14 protein-coding genes are annotated in these 16,874 nt (G+C 70.2%); 7 read left to right on the top strand and 7 right to left on the bottom strand.

The window, feature by feature from the left end; all coding sequences use genetic code 11:
- Positions 1-5 precede the first annotated feature (5 nt).
- Entirely contained in the window at positions 6-500 is a 495-nt protein-coding gene (locus SMIR_RS32450) for a DUF948 domain-containing protein (protein ID WP_168490035.1), read from the bottom strand.
- 139 nt (positions 501-639) lie between these two features.
- Between SMIR_RS32450 and SMIR_RS32445 the strand changes: the two genes are divergently transcribed.
- Positions 640-2,799, top strand: coding sequence for an ATP-binding protein (locus SMIR_RS32445; protein ID WP_212727702.1), 2,160 nt, complete (start codon positions 640-642; stop codon positions 2,797-2,799).
- Between the two features lie 33 nt (positions 2,800-2,832).
- Here SMIR_RS32445 and rpsD read toward each other — a convergent pair whose 3' ends face one another.
- From rpsD to SMIR_RS32430, 3 genes are all read right to left on the bottom strand, one after another.
- Entirely contained in the window at positions 2,833-3,447 is a 615-nt protein-coding gene (gene rpsD, locus SMIR_RS32440) for a 30S ribosomal protein S4 (RefSeq protein WP_101406249.1), read from the bottom strand.
- Between the two features lie 315 nt (positions 3,448-3,762).
- Positions 3,763-5,118 carry a replication-associated recombination protein A gene (locus tag SMIR_RS32435; RefSeq protein ID WP_101408269.1) on the bottom strand — a complete coding sequence of 452 codons (1,356 nt, stop codon included), beginning with the start codon at positions 5,116-5,118 and terminating at the stop codon, positions 3,763-3,765.
- 44 nt (positions 5,119-5,162) lie between these two features.
- Entirely contained in the window at positions 5,163-5,795 is a 633-nt protein-coding gene (locus SMIR_RS32430; protein WP_067365965.1) for a vitamin K epoxide reductase family protein, read from the bottom strand.
- Positions 5,796-5,934: 139 nt separating this feature from the next.
- Here SMIR_RS32430 and SMIR_RS32425 point away from each other — a divergent pair, with 139 nt between their 5' ends.
- The 4 genes from SMIR_RS32425 to SMIR_RS32410 are packed head-to-tail and all read left to right on the top strand — an operon-like array spanning position 5,935 to position 9,465.
- Positions 5,935-6,801, top strand: coding sequence for an ABC transporter ATP-binding protein (locus SMIR_RS32425; protein ID WP_168490037.1), 867 nt, complete (start codon positions 5,935-5,937; stop codon positions 6,799-6,801).
- Positions 6,798-7,643 carry an ABC transporter permease gene (locus tag SMIR_RS32420; protein WP_168490038.1) on the top strand — a complete coding sequence of 282 codons (846 nt, stop codon included), beginning with the start codon at positions 6,798-6,800 and terminating at the stop codon, positions 7,641-7,643. The genes SMIR_RS32425 and SMIR_RS32420 overlap by 4 nt, the downstream gene beginning before the upstream one ends.
- Positions 7,640-8,845, top strand: a complete 1,206-nt coding sequence (locus SMIR_RS32415; RefSeq protein WP_168490039.1) for a sensor histidine kinase — start codon at positions 7,640-7,642, stop codon at positions 8,843-8,845. Before SMIR_RS32420 ends, SMIR_RS32415 begins: the two co-directional genes overlap by 4 nt.
- Positions 8,842-9,465 (top strand): response regulator, encoded by a 624-nt coding sequence (locus SMIR_RS32410; protein ID WP_168490040.1) that lies wholly within the window; start codon positions 8,842-8,844, stop codon positions 9,463-9,465. The genes SMIR_RS32415 and SMIR_RS32410 overlap by 4 nt, the downstream gene beginning before the upstream one ends.
- Positions 9,466-9,631: 166 nt before the next feature.
- Here SMIR_RS32410 and hisS read toward each other — a convergent pair whose 3' ends face one another.
- Entirely contained in the window at positions 9,632-10,894 is a 1,263-nt protein-coding gene (hisS, locus tag SMIR_RS32405; protein WP_101406244.1) for a histidine--tRNA ligase, read from the bottom strand.
- Positions 10,895-10,906: 12 nt separating this feature from the next.
- Positions 10,907-11,632: an MBL fold metallo-hydrolase gene (locus SMIR_RS32400; RefSeq protein ID WP_168490041.1), complete on the bottom strand. Its 726-nt coding sequence runs from the start codon at positions 11,630-11,632 to the stop codon at positions 10,907-10,909.
- A gap of 180 nt (positions 11,633-11,812) precedes the next feature.
- Here SMIR_RS32400 and SMIR_RS32395 point away from each other — a divergent pair, with 180 nt between their 5' ends.
- Complete coding sequence (locus tag SMIR_RS32395) at positions 11,813-12,634, top strand: peptidylprolyl isomerase (protein ID WP_212727701.1); 822 nt, start codon at positions 11,813-11,815, stop codon at positions 12,632-12,634.
- Between the two features lie 135 nt (positions 12,635-12,769).
- A complete protein-coding gene (locus tag SMIR_RS32390; protein WP_101406241.1) occupies positions 12,770-13,999 on the top strand; it encodes a DUF349 domain-containing protein in 1,230 nt (409 codons plus the stop codon).
- A 111-nt stretch (positions 14,000-14,110) separates the two neighbouring features.
- Here the strand turns inward: SMIR_RS32390 and SMIR_RS32385 are convergent, their stop codons facing one another.
- Positions 14,111-16,648 carry a RelA/SpoT family protein gene (locus tag SMIR_RS32385; RefSeq protein WP_168490043.1) on the bottom strand — a complete coding sequence of 846 codons (2,538 nt, stop codon included), beginning with the start codon at positions 16,646-16,648 and terminating at the stop codon, positions 14,111-14,113.
- Between the last annotated feature and the right edge of the window lie 226 nt (positions 16,649-16,874).

Here is a 16,874-nt window from a genome sequence, read left to right as displayed (position 1 = left end):
CTGCGTCAGTCCTTCTTCCGCTTTCCCCGTCGCGCGGACGGGACGGTGCGGCCCACGATCACGGTACGACGGGAGGCCTTGGGGGGCACATTGTCCTTGCGGCCGCCGATGGCCCGGCGGACGCCGTAGCCGAACGCCGCGACCTTCACCAGCGGGCCACCGAAGGTGGACGCGACGGTCGTGGAGAGCGCCGACGCGTTCGAGGTGACCTCCTGGACGTCCGACGCGATGGCGTCGACCCGGTCGATCTGGGTCTGCGCGGAGCGCACTGCCGCGGAGGCGTCGGCCAGCAGCGGGACGGCCTGGTCGGTCACGTCCGCCACGAGCTTGGTGGTCGCCCTGAGCGTCTGGGCCAGCCTCGCCAGTGCAACGGCGAGGAAGGAGACCAGGATCGCCCAGAAGACGGCCACCAGGATCCCGGCCACCTCTCCACCGGACACTGTCGCACCGCTCCCTAGTACGTGCCTGCCAGTACGTGCCTGGACATCGTCTCTGAACATCGTGTCTGAACATCAAAAAGTCGTCCCCCGAGCCTATCGCGCCGGGGCCGCCGCTCCGTACCGCATTACCGGCTGCCGGGCCCGGAGTTGCGCGAAGTGATTGTACGGACCGCTTACGGGTCAGTACGCTCCGTGTCCCATGCGAGCTTCTGAGTGCTCCGACCGGTCCGCACCCGGCAATCTGCCCCTGGAACTCAACGCGTTCGTGGGGCGCACCGCCGAACTCGCACGGCTGGCGGAGGCGCTGGGGCAGGCCCGGCTGGTGACGGTGACGGGCATGGGCGGCATAGGCAAGTCACGCCTCGCGGCACGGGCCGCGGCACACACCCGGCCGCGCGACGGATCATGGCGGGTGGAGCTGGCCTCCGTGCGCGATCCGGATCTCGTCGCGTACGCGCTCGTGGAGGCCCTCGCGCTGACGGACCAGACGTCGAAGCCGCCCCTCAGACTGCTCCTCGACCATCTCGCCGAGCGTCAACTCCTGCTGGTCGTAGACGGGTTCGAGCAACTGGTGGACGCGTGCGCCGCGCTGGTGGGCGAGCTGCTGCGGCATGCGCCGGGGCTGCGGGTGCTCGCCGTGGGCCGCAGGCCGCTGGAGGTCGAGGGCGAGCTGCTGTTCCCGCTGGCCCCACTGCCCGGGCGGGAAGCCGCGGAGCTCTTCACGGACCGGGCGGCGGCCCGGGTGCCCGGGTTCACGCTGGACGACGGCAACCGGGCGGACGTCCTGGAGCTGTGCCGATGCCTGGACGGGATCCCGCTCGCCGTCGAGCTGGCCGCGGGCCGGCTGAGCGCCCTCTCCCCCGGGCAGCTGCTGTCCCGGCTCGATGACCGCTTCCGGCTGCTGACCGGCGGCGGGCGTGACGCCCTGCCACGCCACCAGACGTTGCGGACGGCCATCGGCTGGAGCCATGAGCTGTGCACGCCCGAGGAGCGGCTGCTGTGGTCGCGGCTCTCGGTGTTCGCCGGACCGTTCGACCTGGAGGCCGCCGAATACGTGTGCAGCGGCGACGGACTGCACGCCGACGACGTCCTCGACGTGCTGGGCGAGCTGCTCGCGCAGTCCGTGCTGGCGCGCGAGGAGACGGCGGCCGGCCTGCGCTACCGGATGCTGGACACCGTGCGGGCGTACGGCACGGACTGGCTGGTGGCGGCGGGCGACGCGAGCCGGCTGCGCCGCCGCCACCGCGACTGGTACACGGGCCTGGCCACCTGGTGCGAGCTGGACTGGTTCTCGCCGCGGCAGGGTGAGGTGGCCGCGCGCATCGAGACGGAGCTGCCGAATCTGCGCTCCGCCCTGGAGTACTGCCTGACCGAGCCGGGCGAGACGCATCTGGGCCAGTACCTCGCCGGCAGCCTGTGGTTCTACTGGGTCGGCTGCGGTCGGCTGGCGGAGGGACGGCACTGGCTGGAGCGTGGGGTGGAGCTCGACAGCGACCGCGACCAGTCGCGGCTGAAGGCCCTGTGGGTGCTCGGCCATGTGGCGATCCTCCAAGGCGACACGGTGCCCGCGCTCACCGCGCTCCAGGAGTGCCGCGAGCAGGCCGAACGCACCGACAACCCCACCGCGATCGCCTACGCCGAGCACCGCACCGGCTGTCTGGCGCTGGTCGGCGACGACATGGCACGCGCGGAAACCCTGCTGCGCTCGGCCCTCGACCGCTACCACGAGATCGGCGAGCTCAACAGCAACGTGCTGATGGCCCAGGTCGAGCTGGCGATGGCGCTGGCGTTCCGGGGCGACCTGCCGGGCGCGGTGAAGCTGTGCGAGGACGTCCGCAGGGTCTGCGAGGACCACGGGGAGCGCTGGGCACTCGCGTACGCGCTGTATGTGCTGGCGTACGGGGCGCAGACCGCGGGCGATCCGGGGCGCGCCCGGGGTCTCCTGGAACAGAGCCTGGACACCGGGCACGCCTTCCACGACCTGCTCGGCACGGTCCTCGCGATCGAGCTGCTGGCGCTGGTCACGGAGACGGAGGGTGATCCGGCCGAGGCCGCGGTGCTGCAGGGGGCGGCGGCCCGGCTGTGGCCCTCGGTGGGCCTGCCGCTGTTCGGCTCGGCGTACTACAACGTTCCGCACGAGCGGTGCGAGGCGGGGGCCCGGCGGCGGCTGGGCGACGAGCGGTACGAGGCGTGCGTACGGGCGGGGGCTCGGCTCGGCCGGGAGGCGGCGGTGGCGCGGGCGCTGCGGGGGCCCGGTCCCCGGCCGCTGGGTGCGGTGCCCTCGCCGCGCAGACTTCCCCCGGACACGCGGAAGCCCGCCGTCTCGCCCACCTCGAAGGGCGGGGAGACGACGGGCTGACGCGCAGGTGGTGCTACGTCCGCTGGAAGACGATCAGCGGGCGTAGTACTCGACGACGAGCTGCTCGTCGCAGATCACCGGGATCTCCTTGCGGTTCGGCTCGCGGTCCAGGCGGAACGCCAAGGCCGGGAGGTTCACCTGGAGGTAGCGCGGGGTCTCGCCGTCGGGGGCGAAGCCACCGGCGCGGGAGACCTCGAACAGCGTCTTGCTGCGGCTGCGCTCGCGGACCATCACGACGTCGTCGGGCTTGACGCGGAAGGACGGCTTGTCGACCTTCTGGCCGTTGACCTCGATGTGGCCGTGAACGACCATCTGGCGGGCCTGGTAGATCGTGCGGGCGATGCCCGAACGCAGGACCAGCGCGTCGAGACGACGCTCAAGCTCGATGATCAGGGCCTCACCGGTCTTGCCCTGGACCTTGGAGGCACGCTCGTAGGCGCGGACGAGCTGGCGCTCGGACACGTCGTACTGCGCGCGCAGACGCTGCTTCTCGAGCAGACGGACCTTGTAGTCCGAGTTCTGCTTGCGGCCGCGGCCGTGCTCGCCCGGCGGGTAGGGGCGGGCCTCGAAGTACTTGACGGCCTTCGGGGTCAGCGCGATGCCGAGGGCACGCGACTTCTTGACCTTGGGGCGGGACTGATTCGCCACTTTTTCTCTTTCCTTGACTTCGGCTCACCAGAGTTAAGGGAGGTCGCAATCCGCAGCCCGGGAAACCCCGCGGGTCCTCGGGGGACCTGCTGGGCAGCCGCTCCTGGGTCTGGGCACATACGTGCAGCACGCGAGTGGCCCACCGACCGTTCCCGGAGATCGGGTGGTGGTGGGCTGCCCGCGACACCTTCGACGGTGCGCGACGCTCCTGGAATCCCTCCGTGGCGGCAGGGGCTCCGGCTGGATGTCCCGTTCTGGTGGTGCCGACCGGAGCCGGACACGGGACGCAGCGCTTCGCGTCATGTTACAGGGTGGTCAGGGCCGCCCTCTACCGAGGTGCTTCCTGGTCCACTCCACCGCGTCCGCGTAGCGCGCCTCGGCGCCGTGCCGGGTCGGTGTGTAGTACTCGCGGTCCTTGAGCTCTTCCGGGGCGTACTGCTGGGCGGCGATGCCCTCGGGCAGGTCGTGCGGATACACATACCCCTGGGCGTGCCCGAGCTTGGCCGCGCCCTTGTAGTGCCCGTCGCGCAGGTGCATCGGCACCGGGCCCGCGTGCCCCTTGCGTACGTCCTCCATCGCGGCGCCGATGGCCATGGTCGCGGCGTTGGACTTCGGGGCCAGGGCGAGGGCGATGGTGGCGTGGCTGAGTGTCAGCGCGGCCTCGGGGAAGCCGATCATGGCGACGGCCTGGGCGGCGGCCACGGCTATCGGCAGCGCGTTCGGGTCGGCGAGGCCGATGTCCTCGCTGGCGGAGATCATCAGTCGGCGGGCGATGAAGCGGGGGTCCTCGCCGGCCTCGATCATCCGGGCCAGGTAGTGCAGCGCGGCGTCCACGTCGGAGCCGCGGATGGACTTGATGAGGGCGCTCGCCACGTCGTAGTGCTGGTCGCCGTCGCGGTCGTACGTCACGGCGGCGCGGTCGACGGTCTCCTCCAGGGTCTGGAGGGTGATCTCCTGCTCGCCCTTGTCGAGCGCCGCGCCGGCGGCGGCCTCCAGGGCGGTCAGGGCGCGGCGGGCGTCTCCCCCGGCGATGCGCAGCAGGTGCCGCTCGGTGTCCTCGGGGAGGGTGACGGCCTCCTTGAGGCCGCGCTCGTCGGTGAGTGCCCGGCGCAGCAGGCCGCGCAGGTCTTCGTCGGTGAGCGGTTCGAGGGTGAGGAGCAGGGAGCGGGACAGGAGCGGGGAGATCACCGAGAAGTACGGGTTCTCGGTCGTGGCGGCGATCAACGTCACCCAGCGGTTCTCGACGGCCGGGAGCAGGGAGTCCTGCTGGGCCTTGCTGAAGCGGTGGATCTCGTCCAGGAAGAGGACGGTCTCCTTGCCGAAGCCGCCGGTGGCGCGGCGGGCGCCGTCGATCACCGCGCGGACTTCCTTGACGCCCGCGGTGATCGCGGAGAGCTCCACGAATCGCTTGTTGGTGGCCTTGGAGACGACGTACGCGAGGGTCGTCTTGCCGGTGCCTGGCGGGCCCCAGAGGATCACCGAGGACGGTCCGGCCGGGCCGCCGTTCCCCTCGCCGACGAGTCTGCGCAGGGGTGAGCCCGGCTTCAGCAGATGCTGCTGGCCCACGACCTCGTCGAGGGTACGCGGGCGCATCCGGACGGCCAGGGGGCTGCTGGACGGGTCCTTCTCCTGGCGTTCTTCGGCTGCGGCGGTGAACAGGTCGGGCTCCACGTCCAAAACCCTATGTCACGCCACTGACAATCCCCGCAGGGCTGTCAGCTGGTCCAGAAGTCCCACCAGCGGGTCAGGATCAGCATCCCGATGATCCCGATGTGCACGACGGGCAGGACCCAGGTGAACTCGCCGAAGAAGCTCTTGAGCCAGCGCGGGGCGGGCAGGAAGTCGTTGCGGATGTTCGACGAGGTCACGTACCAGAACATGATGATCGTGGCGACCCAGGCCAGCGAGCACCACAGGCACAGCGAGTTGATGCGGTACAGCGACTGGAACTGGAGCCAGGTGCAGAATCCGACGCCGAAGAGGGTGCCGGCGTTGAAGGTCAGCCAGTACCAGCGCGGGTAGGTGGCCCGCGCGAGCAGGCTCATCCCGACGCAGATCACGATGCCGTACGCGACGAGACCGAGCATCGGGTTGGGGAACCCGAAGGCCGCGGCCTGCTTGCTCTTCATGATGTTGCCGCAGGAGACGACCGGGTTCAGGCTGCACCCCGGCACGAAGTTCGGGTTCTCCAGCAACTTGAACTTGTCGATCGTGATGACCCACGCGGCGAGCAGACCGGCCGCACCGGTGATCACCAGCAACAGGGCGAGCGCACGGCTGCCGCCGACCGTCCGGGGACCGGCTGCACGTTCCTGGTCGATGGAGATGACTGTCGTCGTCTTGCTCATCACGCCGTTTCCGTAGTCTCGAAGGGCCTGCGGGCAACCGACATTGTGCCGCACCCACATGTGTGTCCACCGTTCGGTGGACATAAGGAGGTACGCACGGTCGTCCCGGAGCGTTCGCTTCGGCGGCAGGCTCGTCGGCATGACAACACACGCGAACCAACTCGCGGTGGACGTACGGGGGCTGCGCAAGCAGTACGGGGACGTGACCGCCGTCGACGGCATCGATCTCGGCATCCGCCGCGGCGAGGTGTTCGGCCTGCTCGGACCCAATGGCGCGGGAAAGAGCACCACGGTGGAGATCCTCCAGGGCAACCGCGGGCGGGACGCGGGCGAGGTGTCCGTGCTCGGCGCGGACCCGGCGACGGGCACACGCGCGTGGCGCTCGCGGGTCGGTATCGTCTGGCAGGACGAATCGGCGCCCGCGGAGTTGACGGTCGACGAGACCGTACGGCACTTCGCCCGCTACTACCCGCGGCCCCGCGACCCGGAGGAGGTCATCGGGCTCGTCGGTCTGGAGGCGAAGGCGGGCAGCCGCATCAAGGCACTCTCGGGCGGCCAGCGCAGGCGTCTGGACGTGGCGCTCGGGGTGATCGGCGGCCCCGAACTGCTGCTCCTGGACGAACCGACGACCGGCTTCGACCCGGCTGCCCGCCGCCAGTTCTGGGACCTGATCCGGAAGCTGGCCGACGAGGGCACGACCATCCTGCTCACCACGCACTACCTGGAAGAGGCGGAAGCGCTGGCGCACCGGCTCGCGATCGTCGCGCGAGGCCGCGTCGTCGCGGAAGGCGAACCCGCCGCGCTCCGCGAACGCTTCGGCACCGAGGCGACCGTCGAGTGGACGGAGGCCGACGGCACCCCGCGCAGCGAGCGCACGGACACCCCCACCCGCACGGTCGCGGAGCTCACCCGCCGCTTCGACGGCGAGATACCCGGGCTGAGCGTGACCCGCCCGACCCTGGAGGACGTCTATCTCCGACTGACCGGACAGGAGAACGCGCGATGACCCTGACGACCGTACGCGTACGCGGTGAGGCCTCCTCCGTGCGGCTGCCCGGGGCCTGGGGCCTCGGCCTGCGGCGGGGCGCCCTGGAGATCAAGCAGTTCTTCCGCCAGCGCGACCAGGTGGTGTTCACCTTCGCCTTCCCCGTCGTCTTCCTCTTCCTCTTCGCGTCGATCTTCAAGGACGACGTGCGGGGCGCGGGCATCACCGCCTCCCAGCTGTACGTCCCCGCGATGATGGCCGCGGGCATCATGTCCACCAGCTTCCAGTCCCTCGGCATCTCCATCGCGATCGAGCGGGACGAGAAGGTGCTGCGGCGGCTGCGCGGCACTCCGATGCCGCCGGCCGCGTACTTCCTGGGCAAGATCTGGCTGGTCCTGGTCACCGGCCTCCTGGAGACGGCGATCCTGCTCGTCGTCGGCACGTCGCTGTACGACGTGAAGCTGCCCTCGGATCCCGCCAAGTGGGCCGACTTCGCCTGGATCTTCGTCCTGGGCCTGACGGCCTGCGCCCTGCTCGGCATCGCGATCAGCTCGGTCCCGAAGTCCGGCAAGAGCGCCACGTCCGTCGTCGTACTCCCGTTCCTGGTGCTGCAGTTCATCTCCGGGGTCTACATCGCCATCGACACGATCCCCGACTGGATGCTGAACATCGGCGCCCTGTTCCCGCTGAAGTGGATGTGCCAGGGGCTGCGCGGGGTGTTCCTGCCCGAGTCGGCGAAGGTCCTGGAGCAGGCGGGCGGTTGGGAGTTCGGGCGGATCGCCCTGGTGCTGGGGGCCTGGTGCGTCGGAGGATTGCTGCTGTGTCTGCTGACCTTCCGCTGGAAGAACCGTCGCGACGGATGACCGAACGGATCGCCGGACCCGGCGGCGCGAAGAGTTCGTACACCTGGGAGCACTCCTTCCGGCTCTGGGACTCGTACTTCGCGATCGTGTGCGTGGCCACCCTGGTGTTCGTCCTCGGTACGGGGCACCCGGGGTGGCCCCTGCGCCTCGTCTCGGCAGCGCTGCTCGTGGCGCTGATTCCCTGGTACGTGACGGTGGGGCGCCCCGTCCTCAGCGGCGACCCGCCCGATGAACGCCGGGCCCTCGGCTATCTCGCGGGGGCCGTCATGTTGTTCCTGCCATCGGGGATCCTCGTCGGTGAGACCCGGCTGATGGCCTTCGCGCTCGTCCCCCAGTGCTTCATGGCGCTGCGGCTGCGCTGGGCGCTGGCGGTCGTGACGGTCATCAACATCGCGCCGGTGGTGGGCTGGGCGCTGCTGTGGTGGCCGAGCGGCCAGGACGTCTTCTTCAACTCGCTCTTCGGCCTGGTCACCCTCGTCTTCTCAGCGGCCTTCGGCAACTGGACCATCCGCATCATCGAGCAGAGCCAGGAACGGGCCGAGCTGATCGCCGAACTGGACGCCAGTCGCCACGAGCTCTCCCGGCTCTCGTCGGCGCACGGCGCGCTGGCCGAGCGGGAACGGCTCTCCCGGGAGATCCACGACACGCTCGCGCAGGGCTTCACGAGCCTGCTGATGCTGGTGCAGGCGGTCGAGGCCGAACTCGACCACGACGTACCGCAGGCCCGCCGCCACCTGTCCCTGATGACGGAGACGGCCCGGCAGAACCTCGCCGAGGCGCGGGCCCTGGTCGCCGGGGGCGCGCCCGCCGACCTCGACGGGGCTTCGCTGCCCGACGCGCTGCGCCGGCTGGCCGCGCGCCACGAAGCGACGGTCGACGTCACCGGCCCCGTGCGCGCGCTGCCCGCCGGGCCCGAGGTCGTGGTCCTGCGTTCCTGCCAGGAGGCGCTCGCCAACGCCCGTAAACACGCGGGGAGTTCGTCGACGATCGCGGTCGCCCTGACGTACGCCCAGGATTCGCTGACGCTCTCCGTACAGGACGACGGCCCCGGCTTCGACCCCGCCGCGCCGGTCGGCGGCTACGGTCTGACCGGGTTGCGCGCCCGGGCCGCGGAAGTGGGTGGCAGGGCCCGTGTGCGCAGCGCGCCCGGCGAGGGCACGACCGTAACCGTCTGCCTGCCCGTTCCAAGGAGTGACTCGTGATCCGCATCGTCCTGGCCGACGACCATCCCGTCGTACGGGAAGGGCTGCGCGCGATGCTCAGTGCCGAGCCCGACCTCGATGTGATCGCCGACGCGTCGAGCGGCCCGCAGGCGGAGGCGCTGGCGGCCGAGCTCCGGCCGGACATCGTCCTGATGGATCTGCGGATGCCGGGGGGCGGGGGTGTCGACTCGATCGTGCGGATGACCGAGGCGGGGTTGAGCTGCCGGGTCATCGTGCTGACGACGTACGAGACGGACCGGGACATCCTGCGAGCGGTCGAGGCCGGAGCCGCGGGCTATCTCCTGAAGGACCTCCCTCGCGCCGAACTCGCCGACGCCGTCCGCTCCGCCGCGCGCGGCGAGACCGTGCTGGCCCCGTCCGTCGCCGCCCGGCTCGTCGACCAGCTCCGTACGAAGCCGGAGCGGCCGAGGTTGTCCGAGCGTGAGACGGCGGTGCTGCGGCTGGTGGCGGAGGGGTGCACGAACGCCGAGATCGGGCGCCGGCTGTTCATCGGCGAGTCCACCGTGAAGACCCACCTGCTGCGGGCCTTCACCAAACTGGGGGTGGACGACCGAACCGCGGCGGTGACGAGCGCGATGCGCTTCGGCCTACTGGACTGACCCCCGCCCCGAGGCTTTCAGGGGCTCGGGGGCCCTAGGGGCGCGGGGAACTGCGCGACCAGCCCCACCCGCCCGCAGTCGAAGAACACACCCGGGGGGCCTGGGGGCGTAGCCCCCAGGTTCGGGATGGGACGGGTAGGGGCGGCGGGGGCGAGAAACCCGGTCCTCAGCCCAGTCGCGTCTCGAGCTCCGCCACGATCTCGTTCACCCCGACCGCCGCCTGCTCACCGGACTCCATGTCCTTGAGCTGCACAACGCCCTCGGCGAGATCCCGCTCACCGGCGACGATCGCGTACCGCGCTCCCGACCGGTTCGCGTTCTTCATCGCCCCCTTGAGCCCCTTGGACCCGTAGGAGAAGTCGGCGGCGATACCGAGCTTCCGCAGCTCGGCCACCTTGGCGAAGAGCACCCGACGGGCCTCCTCACCGAGCGGAACGGCGAACACGCTCGTGGCCGCGGGGAGTTCGAGCGAGACCCCCTCCGCCTCCAGGGCGAGCACCGTACGGTCGACACCGAGCGCCCAGCCCACCGAAGGCAGCGCGGGCCCGCCGAGCATCTCGGACAGCCCGTCGTAGCGCCCACCGCCGCCCACCGCGGACTGGGAGCCCAGACCGTCGTGGACGAACTCGAAGGTGGTCCGCGTGTAGTAGTCCAGGCCGCGCACCAGCTTGGGGTCGTCCTCGAAGGCAACCCCCGCCTCCGTGATCAGCTCGCGCACCTCCTCGTGGTACGTCTTGCACGCGTCGCAGAGGTAGTCACGGAGCAACGGCGCGCCCACCAGCTGCTTCTGCACGTCGTCGCGCTTGTCGTCGAGGACCCGGAGGGGGTTGATCTCGGCGCGGCGCAGCGTGTCCTCGTCCAGGTCCAGGCCGCGCAGGAAGTCCTGCAGGGCGGCCCGGTACACGGGACGGCACTCCTGGTCGCCCAGCGAGTTCAGCAGGATGCGGAAGTCCCGCAGGCCCAGCGAGCGGTACGCCTGGTCCGCGAGGATGATCAGCTCGGCGTCGAGCGCCGGATCCTCCGCACCGATCGCCTCGGCGCCGACCTGCGAGAAGTGGCGGTAACGGCCCTTCTGGGGGCGCTCGTAGCGGTAGTAGGAGCCCGAGTACCAGAGCTTGACGGGGAGGTTGCCGGCCTTGTGCAGGTTGGCTTCCAGCGCGGCGCGCAGTACGGACGCCGTGCCCTCGGGGCGCAGGGCGAGCCGGTCGCCGCCCTTGGTCTCGAAGGCGTACATCTCCTTGGTCACGATGTCGGTGGACTCACCCACACCGCGCGCGAAGAGCTCGACGTTCTCGAAGCCGGGCGTCTCGATGTAGCCGTAGCCGGAGTTGCGCAGCGGCGCGGCGATCGCCTCGCGCACGGCGAGGTACTTGGCGCTCTCCGGCGGGATCAGGTCGTAGGTGCCCTTGGGGGCCTTGAAGGTGCTCACGAAGGTCTCTCGTCACATTCCTCGTCGGGGAGCGGGCTCGGCGCCGCGCGCTTGGCGGTCCGCCGCCACCTGCCGCAGATACGGGTTGGTGGCGCGCTCCTGGCCGATGGTCGTCTGGGGGCCGTGGCCGGACAGCACCACGGTCGAGTCGTCGAGCGGCAGGCACACACGGGCCAGCGAGCCGAGCATCTCGTCCATGTCACCGCCGGGCAGGTCGGTGCGTCCGATGGAGCCGGCGAAGAGCAGATCGCCCGAGAAGAGGACCGACGGAATGTCTGATCCGTCGCGGGCCTCGGGCATCTGGAAGGTCACCGACCCCTTCGTATGGCCGGGCGCGTGCGCGACGGACAGCTCCAGACCGGCCAGCTCCAGCCGCGTGCCGTCGGTCAGCGTCCGCACCTCGTCCGGCTCCCCCACGGTCAGCTCGCCCATCAGCGGCATGCCGATGGACCGGCCGAGCGCCCGCTCCGGGTCGCTCATCATGTACCGGTCGTCGGGGTGGATCCAGGCCGGTACGTCATGGGCGCCGCAGACGGGCACGACCGAGGCCACGTGGTCGATGTGGCCGTGGGTGAGGACGACGGCGACGGGCTTGAGCCGATGCTTCTTGAGTGCGTCCTCGACTCCCTGGGCGGCCTGGTGGCCCGGGTCGATGATCACGCACTCCTCACCGGCGGCGGGGGCGACCAGGTAACAGTTGGTGCCCCAGGCCCCGGCGGGGAACCCGGCAATGAGCACGATCGTCCTTCGTGGTGGCGTACGCGTGATGCCGTACGGGGTGGGTGGCTGTGGATCAGAGCCTACCGGCGCTGCCGATTCCTCAGCTAACCCATATACGGTACGGGGCACACGCAGGCGGTCGGCTCACAAGACGCACGCGTCCCACTTGACGTACGAGACGCATGAGGAGATAACCCGGTGGTCACCCAGGAACAGCGGCGGCGTCAGCTCGCCCGGGAGAAGTTCTTGCGGCAGCAGCAGCGGCGTACGGCCGCGCGGCGCAAGTCACACATGCGCAATACGGTGATCGCGTCGGTCGTCGGCGTGATCGTCGTCGGCGGTGTGGTGTCGTACGCGACCGGGCTCTTCAAGAACGATGACAAGAAGGCCAACGCGGGCGCGGAGGTCACGCCGAGCGCCTCCCCGAGCAGCAAGGCGCCGGACCCGTGCGCCAAGCCCGCCGAAGGCGCGGTGAAGTCGCTGAGCTGGAAGACGGAGCCGGCGATGAGCATCGACAAGTCGGCGGACTACACGATGAAGCTGGCGACGACCTGCGGCGACATAGACGTCGCGCTGAAGACGGCCGCGGCCCCGCACACGGTGAACTCGTTCGACTTCCTCGCGGGCAAGGGGTTCTTCGACCACACCAAGTGCCACCGGCTCACCACGAACGGCATCTACGTACTGCAGTGCGGTGACCCGAAGGGCACCGGCAGCGGCGGTCCCGGGTACACGATCCCGGACGAGAACCTGAAGGACACCAGCCTCAAGGGCGGCATCTACCCGGCGGGCACGATCGCGATGGCCAACACCGGCCAGAAGCACACCGGTGGCAGCCAGTTCTTCCTCGTGTACCAGGACAGTCAGCTACCGGCCAGCTACACACCGTTCGGAACTATTTCCAAGTCAGGCCTCACGGTCCTCAAGAAGATCGCCGCGGCCGGAGAGAGCACAGGCCAGGGCGACGGGGCGCCCAACGCGACGGTCGTGATCAACAAGCTGACCGTGGCGAAATCCTGACCGTCAACTGCGAAATTTCGGTCGCGCTGGATGCGGACAGCCGCCGGGCTGGTCGCCTATGTTGGCCGTGACGAAACTGTGGACGATGCCCAGGGGCGCTGAAGCCCCTCGCAGGCATCATGTGGAGGAGGCGCTGTGAGCAGCGACCCGTGGGGCCGCGTCGACGAGACGGGGACCGTGTACGTGCGTACGGCCGACGGCGAGCAGGTCGTCGGTTCCTGGCAGGCCGGCTCCCCTGATGAGGCGCTGGCCTACTTCGAGCGCAAGTACGAAGGCCTGGTTGTCGAGATCGGCCTCCTCGAGCGACGAGTGAAAACCACCGACCTGTCGGCGAAGGACGCCCAGATCGCGATCGACCATATTCGCGAACAGGTGGACGCCCATCACGCGGTCGGCGATCTGGAGGCGCTGAAGAAGCGGCTGGACAAGCTCGTCGAGACGGTCGACGCGCGCCGTGAGGAGCGCAAGGTCCAGCGTGCGAAGCAGTCCGACGAGGCACGGCACTCCAAGGAGGCGCTGGTCGTCGAGGCGGAGGAGCTGGCGCAGAGCGACCAGTGGCGGGCGGCCGGTGAGCGGCTGCGCTCCCTGGTGGACACCTGGAAGGGACTGCCGCGACTCGACCGCAAGTCGGACGACGAGCTGTGGCACCGCTTCTCGCACGCGCGCTCGGCGTTCTCCAAGCGCCGCAAGGCGCACTTCGCCTCGCTGGACGCGCAGCGCGAGGACGCCCGCAAGACCAAGGAGAAGCTGGTCGCGGAGGCCGAGTCGCTGTCCGCCTCCACGGACTGGGGTCCGACGGCGGCGCGTTACCGCGAGCTGATGGCGGACTGGAAGGCCGCGGGCCGCGCCCAGCGTGAGCACGAGGACGACCTGTGGAACCGCTTCCGCGGCGCCCAGGACGTGTTCTTCGCCGCGCGCAGCTCGGTCTTCGCCGAGCGGGACGCCGAGCAGTCGGAGAACCTGAAGCTCAAGGAGGAGCTGGCCGAGGAGGCCGAGAAGCTCGTCCCGGTGCAGGACCTGAAGGCTGCCCGCGCCGCCTTCCGTTCCATCAACGAGCGCTGGGAGGCCATCGGCCACGTGCCGCGCGACGCCCGCCCGAAGGTCGAGGGCCGGATGCACGCCGTGGAGCGGGCTCTGCAGGAGTCCGAGGAGGCCGAGTGGCGCCGGACCAACCCGGAGGCACGCGCGCGTGCCGAGGGTCTGACCGGTCAGCTGCAGGCCGCCGTGGACAAGCTCCAGGGCCAGATCGAGACGGCGCGCGCCGCGGGCAACACTTCGAGGGCCGACAAGCTCCAGAAGGAGCTCGATGGCCGTCAGGCGCTGCTGGACCAGGCGTTGAAGGGTCTGCAGGAGTTCGGCGGCTGAGGCGGCCGAGGCGGCTGGGTTTTCCCGCCACTACGTAGAGGGGCTCCCGTACGCACCGTACGGGAGCCCCTCTACGTAGTGGGCCGTCGACGGGCCGCCGGGCCGCGGACGTCAGGACCCGTCGGAGGGCCTGCGCGCCGAGGTCACCCGGTACACGTCGTACACGCCCTCCACGCCCCTGACCGCCTTCAGGACGTGCCCCAGATGCTTGGGGTCGCCCATCTCGAAGGTGAAGCGGGAGGTGGCGACGCGGTCGCGGGAGGTCTGGACGGCCGCGGACAGGATGTTGACGTGCTGGTCGGACAGGACGCGGGTGACGTCCGACAGGAGCCGGGAGCGGTCCAGTGCCTCGACCTGGATGGCCACCAGGAAGACCGAGGACTGGGTGGGCGCCCACTCGACCTCGAGGATGCGCTCGGGCTCGCGGGAGAGCGAGTCGACGTTGACGCAGTCGCTGCGGTGCACCGATACGCCGCTGCCGCGGGTGACGAAGCCGATGATCGGGTCGCCGGGGACGGGCGTACAACAGCGGGCGAGCTTGACCCACACGTCCTCGACGCCTTTGACGACGACACCGGGGTCGGCGTTGGAGCGGCGCTTGCGGCCGCGTCCGCGCGCGGGCGGGACGCTCTCGTCGATCTCCTCGGTGGCCGCCTCCTCGCCGCCGAGGGCCTGCACCAGCTTCTGCACGACGCTCTGCGCGGTGACATGGCCCTCGCCGATCGCCGCGTACAGCGAGGAGATGTCGGGGTAGCGCATCTCGTGCGCGAGGGTGACCAGGGAGTCGCCCGTGAGGATGCGCTGGATCGGCAGGTTCTGCTTGCGCATCGCGCGGGCGATGGCGTCCTTGCCCTGCTCGATCGCCTCGTCGCGGCGCTCCTTGGAGAACCAGGCGCGGATCTTGTTGCGGGCGCGCGGGGACTTCACGAAGCCCAGCCAGTCGCGGGAGGGGCCCGCGCCGGCCGCCTTGGAGGTGAAGACCTCCACCAAGTCGCCGTTGTCCAGAGTGGATTCGAGCGGGACGAGGCGTCCGTTGACCCGTGCGCCTATCGTCCGGTGGCCGACCTCCGTGTGGACCGCGTACGCGAAGTCCACCGGTGTCGCGCCGGCCGGAAGCGCTATGACGTCACCCTTGGGTGTGAAGACGAAGACCTCGTTGCGGGACAGGTCGAAGCGCAGGGACTCCAGGAACTCGCTCGGGTCCTCGGTCTCCTTCTGCCAGTCGAGCAACTGGCGCAGCCACGCCATGTCGTTGACGGTGTCCTGACCCGCGCTCCCCTTGGCGGCCCGGGGCACGTCGGTGCGGATCTTGGAGGAACCGGCGACGGTCTCCTGCTTGTACTTCCAGTGCGCGGCGATGCCGTACTCGGCACGGCGGTGCATGTCGAAGGTGCGGATCTGGAGTTCGACCGGCTTGCCGTTGGGCCCGATGACTGTCGTGTGCAGCGACTGGTACATGTTGAACTTGGGCATCGCGATGTAGTCCTTGAACCGGCCGGGGACCGGGTTCCATCGCGCGTGCACGGTGCCGAGGGCCGCGTAGCAGTCGCGGACGGTGTCCACGAGGACGCGGATGCCCACCAGGTCGTAGATCTCCGCGAAGTCACGGCCGCGGACGATCATCTTCTGGTAGACGGAGTAGTAGTGCTTCGGGCGGCCGGTGACCGTCGCCTTGATGCGGGCGGCGCGCAGGTCGGCCTGGACCTCGTCGGTCACTATGGCGAGGTACTCGTCGCGCTTGGGGGCGCGCTCGGCGACCAGGCGCACGATCTCGTCGTACATCTTGGGGTAGAGGATCGCGAAGGCGAGGTCCTCCAGCTCCCACTTGATGGTGTTCATGCCCAGGCGATGGGCGAGCGGCGCGTAGATCTCGAGGGTCTCGCGCGCCTTCTTCTCCTGCTTCTCGCGCTTGAGGTAGCGCATGGTGCGCATGTTGTGCAGGCGGTCGGCGAGCTTGATGACCAGGACGCGGGGGTCCTTGGCCATGGCGACGACCATCTTGCGGACGGTCTCGGCCTGCGCGGCCTCCCCGAACTTGACCTTGTCGAGCTTGGTGACGCCGTCGACGAGCAGGGCGACCTGGTCGCCGAAGTCGCGCTTGAGCGTGTCCAGGCCGTACTCGGTGTCCTCGACGGTGTCGTGCAGGAGACCGGCCATCAGCGTGGCGGGGTCCATGCCCAGCTCCGCCAGGATCGTCGTGACGGCGAGCGGATGCGTGATGTACGGGTCGCCGCTCTTGCGCTTCTGGCCGCGGTGCCAGCGCTCGGCGACCTGGTAGGCCTTCTCGATCTGCCGCAGCGTCGACGTCTCGATCTTCGGGTCGTTGCTGCGCACTATCCGCAGCAGCGGCTCCAGGACCGGGTTGTACGGGTTCGAGCGCTGCACGCCGAGCCGGGCCAGGCGGGCGCGGACGCGGTTGGAGGAGGAGCTGGGGCGGCCGGACGGGGCGGCCGCGGAACGGACCGCCGGAGTGTTCGCGGGGCGCTCGGGAGAAGCCGGCTTGGGGCGTGGCTGCTCGGCCGCCTTGTCGTCGGGCGCGGACTGGGCGTGCTCGACCGGCCCGCTCGTGGCGTTCTTGGCGGGCGTCGCCGCGGGGGCCGAGGCAGGCTCGGGCTTGGCGGCGGTGAGTGGCTGGGCCTCGTCTGGCAAGAGGGCTCCTCGTGCGCGTTCCGGGTCCCCCGGTCAGGCTCCGGAAACCCCATGGTAGCGATCCTGGGCGTCGGGCTCGCTTTCGGCCGCTGGGACGGCCTCGTACAGGAGGAACGCGAGAGGCGGGCTCCGGATTCCTCCGGGCCCGCCTCCGCGGTGTCCTACGGGTGTCTCAGGGCCTTCCCAGGCCTTTCCCGGGGCTTTCCCCCAGGTGTCGCGACCGCGG

The organism is Streptomyces mirabilis (assembly GCF_018310535.1).
In the GTDB taxonomy this organism is placed as follows: Bacteria; Actinomycetota; Actinomycetes; order Streptomycetales; family Streptomycetaceae; genus Streptomyces.
This window is presented reverse-complemented; position numbering and strand designations above follow the sequence as displayed.

Excerpts from the sequence above, each read along its gene's own strand:
- SMIR_RS32450 (WP_168490035.1), bottom strand. The coding sequence starts at position 500 with ATGTTCAGAGACGATGTCCAGGCACGTACTGGCAGGCACGTACTAGGG.
- SMIR_RS32445 (WP_212727702.1), top strand. The coding sequence starts at position 640 with ATGCGAGCTTCTGAGTGCTCCGACCGGTCCGCACCCGGCAATCTGCCC.
- SMIR_RS32430 (WP_067365965.1), bottom strand. The coding sequence starts at position 5,795 with ATGAGCAAGACGACGACAGTCATCTCCATCGACCAGGAACGTGCAGCC.
- SMIR_RS32425 (WP_168490037.1), top strand. The coding sequence starts at position 5,935 with ATGACAACACACGCGAACCAACTCGCGGTGGACGTACGGGGGCTGCGC.
- SMIR_RS32420 (WP_168490038.1), top strand. The coding sequence starts at position 6,798 with ATGACCCTGACGACCGTACGCGTACGCGGTGAGGCCTCCTCCGTGCGG.
- SMIR_RS32415 (WP_168490039.1), top strand. The coding sequence starts at position 7,640 with ATGACCGAACGGATCGCCGGACCCGGCGGCGCGAAGAGTTCGTACACC.